The following is a 5781-nucleotide window of genomic DNA, read 5'->3' on the forward strand; positions in this document are numbered from 1 at the left end:
CACTCAGTGGGGGCCGGTCACGGTCGAGGTTGAGGGTCAGCGGGCTGACCGACGAAGGGACCGGCGTGTCATTGATATAATAGGCCGTCGTCCCGGAGCCGGCGACACCGCGGATCGTGGTTTCACGGCTGCCGCCCCAAAGCAGGTCCCCACCCAAGCCATACTGGAAGCTCAGATTGGGAATGCGGGTGGCATAGTCCGTGAAATTCTGAATGTTCTGGGTTTTCAGGAAGTCGGAGGAATAGGCTGTGATCGAAGCGGGAACATCGATCAGCTTCTCGTCCTTGCGGCGAGCCGAAACGATGATCTCGTCCATCTCGATGGGCTCCTGATACCCGCCCTTTTGCGCGCCACTATCCTGCGCATGGGCAGCACTTACAGGGAGCACGAAAGCAGATCCTGCAAGGAGAAGCGCGCCATAGGACGCCAGTCGCGAAACTGTTACTGGTGTAGCGCCGCCTTCAAGCTGTACCGGCCAAGCTTTCAAGTTTGTCATATTCCTCCACATTTCCCTGTGTATGCTTCTTATGACCGTTCGCACCGATCAGCGGCCATCCGGCCCCTTTCGGCAGTCGGGCAGCAGCATTGGAAATCCCTGTTTCAAGTCCGCCCGAACCAGCCAAAACCGACTGCGAACTGTCAGATTTCACCCAGATCGACAGCGCCGCGCATAGTTCATCATAAGCAACGCTGCCGTCGTATTGGCGCAGTTTGTTGCATCGAAGTAAATATCAGACCGGCCCCTGAAACTGTTCGGAAACGTTTCGTTTCGACGCGTTACGTTAATTTATGGGGCCGCCGCAGCGCCCTCCTGGACGCGATGACCTGTAAAAATCTGGCAGGAAGCATCGGGAATTTCGGCCAGAATCCGCAATACCTTCGGCGCGCGCCGAACGATCTGCGTGTTGATTAACGGTTTCACGACCGCTTCGCACTTCCGGCCCCTACCGCACAGGACTAGATTGGATGGCACATCGCTACCGCCGGGCCCTGCAAGCCAGAATCATTCCCGGCGACCGGCAGGCCGATTGACCGAAAAGACCGGAATGCGATCGATCAAAAACTTGACAAACTTCGGCAAGATCGTTTGTCGAAGACAGGAGTTTCTTGAATGAATAGACTCAAAACGTGCGCTTCCGTTCTTGCCGCAGGCCTCCTCACGATCAGCCTGCCTGCCATGGCGCACCATTCTTTTGCGATGTTCGATCAGACAAAAACCACTGATCGCAAGGGCGTGACTGTCGTACAATTTCAATGGGCAAATCCGCATGTCTACGTGGTCGTGAAAAGCGGCACGGAGACGTTTGCCCTGGAATGCAACAGCCCCTCCAACATGAAGCAAGCTGGCTGGAAGTTTAATACGCTCAAGGCCGGCGACAAGATCGACATTTCCTACTTCCCGCTGAGAAACGGAAAGCCGGGCGGAGCGCTCAAGGTCGCAACCCTGGGCGGCGGCAAGAAGCTGGATGCATGGTGATACGCATTCCGGCCGCAGGCCTGATCAGCCATTTGCAGCCGGAAAACTCACTGTTGAAATGAAGATTAGTTTTCTGACACGATAACAGGATCGAGGGGTCTGATGAACTTCAAAGAAATCGCAAGCCTTGCCCTATGTTCTGCCTTGGCGCTGGGCGGGGCAAATCAGGTGGCGATGGCTGCTTCTCCGGCTTCGGACCAGGTCACGAAGGCTGCCGGTGTCCAAGCGGAACCCAACATAACCGGTGTATGGGAGCGCGATCCCTTTCCGTTCGACGATGATGGCGACGAAACGAAGCTGGTCCCTCCCCCGGGCGGCGGCCCAGACCTCAAAGAGCCCTACGCAAGCGAATGGAAGGCCCTGCAGGAAAAGCGCCAGGCAATGCTCAAGGCTGGCACGCCACTTGTCGACGCCAGCACACAATGCCTTCCGGAAGGCACACCTGGCATCATGGAGGCCATTTACCCCATCCAGATTCTGCAGAATCCCGGCCAGATTACCGTACTTGCCGAGCTTTTCATGCAGACACGTCGCATCTATATGAATGCGCCCTTCCCCGAGCCGGACGATCTAGCGCCGTCATATTACGGATTTTCCTCGGCCCATTGGGAAGGTGATACCTTGGTCGTCCAGACGCGCGGCGTACAACAGAGCGTCAAATTCTACGACATTCCCCATAGCGATGCGATGACGGTGACAGAGCATTATCAACTCATCGGTCCGGATAAGCTGCGGCTCGATGTTTCTGTCGAGGATCCGGAATATCTGCAGAAGCCCTATACTTTCAGGTGGGAGTACAAGCGAAACCCCGACTATCGCATTCCGGAATATGTCTGCGATCATCGTCTCGACGTGATCAATCCGGACGGGACAGTGTCATTCGGCGGCGCTAAATAAACACTCTTGGTTCCGCCCCATTAGGACCGGCATGGATGTTTGATTTCGCTTGAAATCCGGCTAGCGTGCAAAGGTTGCAATGGGGCGGAACGATGATGGGGAAATGACGATAGGAGAAAGCTCTGTTCCCGCCGATACGGCCCAGGCCTTGGCGGACGAAGGGCGTCGTGTCCGCAGTTTCATTGCCTCTAACCGGTCGGATACGCTGCTCCGCCTCTTCGATTTTCTATTGCAGCAATCGATTGAAGGCCGCTGCCCAAAAGAGACCGAGATTGCCGAAGAAATATTTCGGGTAGGCTCGAGCGAGCCTGGACATCAAGGTTCACGGGTCCGGGTTGGCGTCTATCGGCTGCGCAAGAAGCTCGACATGTTCTATGCTGACAAGTCGGGAGCACAGCTGACCATTCCTCCAGGTGAATATGTTTTTGTACTCAAAACGCCAGGAGTTGAGAGCAAAAATGACTGGGCAGCGACAGACAAGCTGCCGATCGCCCGACATCGCTCCAGCCTCATTTTTGCTGCCATTCTGATATTATTGCTGGTGAACGTGCTGTTCGCCTCATTCTATTTCGGCAACGCCCTTGACTCAAGCAATGGCCCTGCCCGCTCAAAGCTCTGGCAGCCTTTCAGCAGCAGCAAGAGACATACGTTCTTCGTCATTGGCGACTATTTCATGTTTGAGAGAGCGCAAGATGGAGACGAATTCAGCGAGGTAATTCAGGATCTATCGATTGGAGATGTCGATACATTCTACGAACATCTCAACAAGACACCCGAGAATCGGAATTACTTTATCAACGATGACCTCTATGCAGTAAGCTCGGATATTCTGGGATCCATCAGTAAACTGTCGTCTTACCTCAAGAATGTACCGCTACAGCCGACGACATCTTCAAATCTAAATCCCGACATGATGAAGTCATCGGACATCATCTATCTCGGCGCTCTTGATGCCATGTCACCTCTGCTGAGAAATCCCCTGCTCGAGGCCTCCAAATTTCGCTGCGGCAAGACATGTTACGAATTGATCGACACGCCGTCTCGACAACATTTTCTATCAGACAGTCCGTATTTACTGGCCGACAAAATTGTCCCGCGACGCGATTATGGTTATATCGCCAGCTACCCCGGCCCTTCCGGCAACCAGATTCTGATCCTGTCAGGAACAGGCGATGCCGGCGCTGCGCAAATGGCAAATGTCGTCATGGACGCAAAGATGGTGCAACAGTTACGCCAGCGCGTCGGTGGAAACCTCCGCTCTTTTGAAGCCCTCTATCACGTCCGCACGATGTTCAATCGCAGCTATGGCAGCACATTGCTAATCGCCAGGCCTATTAATGCCGAACGCATCTGGGACAAAACGCGGCACAGCGAATAGAACGGACGCCCTTCAAGAAGGTGCTACACCTTGCTGGCTTCCAATACCCGCGCAATCAACAGGCGGGTGTCGAATATCAGTCCGCCGGAAGTGCGCACCTGATAAAGCGCCTCGAATGCTTTGGCATCACCGATCTGCCGCGACAAGATGCCGAGTTGCCGTTTGTCGCCCACCAGTTTGACCATTTGGGCGAGTGCCGCATCCTCCATACCTGAGATAACAATTATCTGATTGCCCGAGGGGCCGGGATAGCTGGCTATATATCCGTAATCATAGCCATAAGGGTCAGCGGCCACATCATCTCGGCCAATTTGATTTTCGGCGGCCGCACGAACCCTGAAAGTCCTGCCGGAAGGCAGATCCCTCAATTCATTCGGATCGGGGCCGGGAGCGAAGTGAGACTGCCCAAGCGCAGGAGAACGCAACATCCCAAGTTCCGAGAAACGATCAATATAGATGATGTTGTTTGAATCGATGGTTTCTTGTGAAATTTGCGAAACCGGAATGATGTCGGCCATCGCATGATCGGGACGGACAGATGCCACTATTGGCAAAATCTCCGCAGCGCCCATTGCGACCGTTGCCGGAAGGCGATGGATATCACGATCACGCAACTTACTGTATTGATCGGGATGCATCCTCAGATATTTGTCCAGATCACGCCCAGAACGGATTGCCGGCCGCATCGCAAGGCGCTGAATTTTGCCGTCCGATCCACTTTCCACGACCATATAGAAATCACCGGCAGCGATCAGTGGCAGTCGTTCGTGTGCTGCGATAGGTTTCCAGAACGACGTCTGCCTGAGGGTGGACGTAACGGAATCTTGGCTCCTGGCGGAGAATAGAAGCATCCCCCAAAAGATCGCAGTCGCTGCAAAACAAATCGCGATAACCGTCCAGGTTCGTTTTTGCCCACTTGGCTTGCTGCGCACCTCAATGAGGATGGCGTCGTCGTCAGCACTTTCCGCCTCCTCGGTCAGCAGGAGGCGATAGTCCCCCTTGGGAATTTGCAGTAGTTTTCCGCTCTTGCCATAGTTGAAACTTTCCAACTGGCGACGAAGACGGTGGATGTGCACTCGCACCGTCGAGTCTTGAGAAGTATCGAACTGGGCGCTTTTGCCAAACACCGTCATCGCTATTTCGATCTCTTTGGGCGCGCGCGGATCCCCGGATCGCGCAACCAGATAATCAAAAAGATAAACAAGTGTCTTGGACCGATTCTCGCTTACCAGCACGTCTCGAAATTGTGCTGCCTGATTAGCGAAAAACCGGTTGGTCTCATTATCATCCGGACTGACTGGATCGATTGTCTTCAAATGCCTAGCTACTTCCAGTAGAATGTGCCGGTTGACCATGAACGGGTACCAAACGGCTCTCCGATGCTCAAGCGCATTCCTCTGCCTGAATAATCTGAAGCGCCCCCGCTATCTTGTATCACACGAACTGACATCCTGCCCCCTCGGGTCTGACGACAGGCGATCAGAGTTTCCCGCACAACTGAGTCCGATGCAGGCAGAGGAGGTGGCCGCAATGATGCGGCTGCATGAACTGGTCTGGTGAGCCAAGCGGCTTTCGAAGGAGTTTGGCTGCGCGCGCAATACGGTTCGCCGTAATCTTCGTGCGGGCGGCGCCCCCCCCTGCAACGAGCCCACACGCAAGCCAGCTTTCGACGCGCTCAATGACTGGCTACCCGAGCGTTTCTTCCTGCATGGCGGTATTGCCGACGTCGGAAGCCTATCCGCCCCTCGCTTCGCGAGCGCAAGATCGACGGGCTTGGAGGCATGGAAGGGTCTTTCCTTGCTTCGTGGGCGTGCCTACCGAGGTCCTGCCGATAATGCCAGGACGTTGGTTTCGAGCGTCATGATGCCGCGACGCATGAGGTCCGCTTCAACGGCCGGCTTCCCGCCTTTCCCCGGTATTGGGGTTTCAAGCCCCGCGCATGCGCTCCTTATCGGGCTTGCACCAAAGGGAAGGATGAAAGCGTCTAGCAAACCAGATTGAGCGCAAGCCGCGACACGCCCCGAACCGT

General features: G+C 55.0%; 5 protein-coding genes and 1 pseudogene. 4 read left to right on the forward strand and 2 right to left on the reverse strand.

Annotation, left to right across the window (positions count from 1 at the left end; translation table 11 throughout):
- The coding region (locus SPHV1_RS24210) for a TonB-dependent receptor plug domain-containing protein (protein ID WP_231634397.1) at nucleotides 1-388 on the reverse strand (388 nt) is incomplete at its 3' end.
- A gap of 723 nt (nucleotides 389-1111) precedes the next feature.
- Between SPHV1_RS24210 and SPHV1_RS01875 the strand changes: the two genes are divergently transcribed.
- From SPHV1_RS01875 to SPHV1_RS01885, 3 genes are all read left to right on the forward strand, one after another.
- Nucleotides 1112-1477 carry a DUF6152 family protein gene (locus tag SPHV1_RS01875; protein ID WP_255352247.1) on the forward strand — a complete coding sequence of 122 codons (366 nt, stop codon included), beginning with the start codon at nucleotides 1112-1114 and terminating at the stop codon, nucleotides 1475-1477.
- A gap of 102 nt (nucleotides 1478-1579) precedes the next feature.
- On the forward strand, nucleotides 1580-2374 hold the full coding sequence (locus SPHV1_RS01880; RefSeq protein ID WP_054944417.1) for a hypothetical protein: 795 nt from the start codon (nucleotides 1580-1582) through the stop codon (nucleotides 2372-2374).
- A 103-nt stretch (nucleotides 2375-2477) separates the two neighbouring features.
- A complete protein-coding gene (locus SPHV1_RS01885) occupies nucleotides 2478-3752 on the forward strand; it encodes a hypothetical protein (RefSeq protein ID WP_156367200.1) in 1275 nt (424 codons plus the stop codon).
- Between the two features lie 23 nt (nucleotides 3753-3775).
- On the opposite strand, the gene SPHV1_RS01890 is transcribed toward SPHV1_RS01885, so the two are convergent.
- Nucleotides 3776-5068 carry a hypothetical protein gene (locus SPHV1_RS01890; RefSeq protein ID WP_156367201.1) on the reverse strand — a complete coding sequence of 431 codons (1293 nt, stop codon included), beginning with the start codon at nucleotides 5066-5068 and terminating at the stop codon, nucleotides 3776-3778.
- Between the two features lie 190 nt (nucleotides 5069-5258).
- Here SPHV1_RS01890 and SPHV1_RS25620 point away from each other — a divergent pair.
- A pseudogene (locus tag SPHV1_RS25620) lies at nucleotides 5259-5731 on the forward strand (IS21 family transposase); the annotation flags it as partial.
- Nucleotides 5732-5781: the final 50 nt, after the last annotated feature.

Origin of the sequence: Novosphingobium sp. KN65.2, assembly GCF_001368935.1 — a bacterium.
Taxonomy (GTDB): domain Bacteria; phylum Pseudomonadota; class Alphaproteobacteria; order Sphingomonadales; family Sphingomonadaceae; genus Novosphingobium; species Novosphingobium mathurense.

Excerpts from the sequence above, each read along its gene's own strand:
- SPHV1_RS01875 (WP_255352247.1), top strand. The coding sequence starts at position 1,112 with ATGAATAGACTCAAAACGTGCGCTTCCGTTCTTGCCGCAGGCCTCCTC.
- SPHV1_RS01880 (WP_054944417.1), top strand. The coding sequence starts at position 1,580 with ATGAACTTCAAAGAAATCGCAAGCCTTGCCCTATGTTCTGCCTTGGCG.
- SPHV1_RS01885 (WP_156367200.1), top strand. The coding sequence starts at position 2,478 with ATGACGATAGGAGAAAGCTCTGTTCCCGCCGATACGGCCCAGGCCTTG.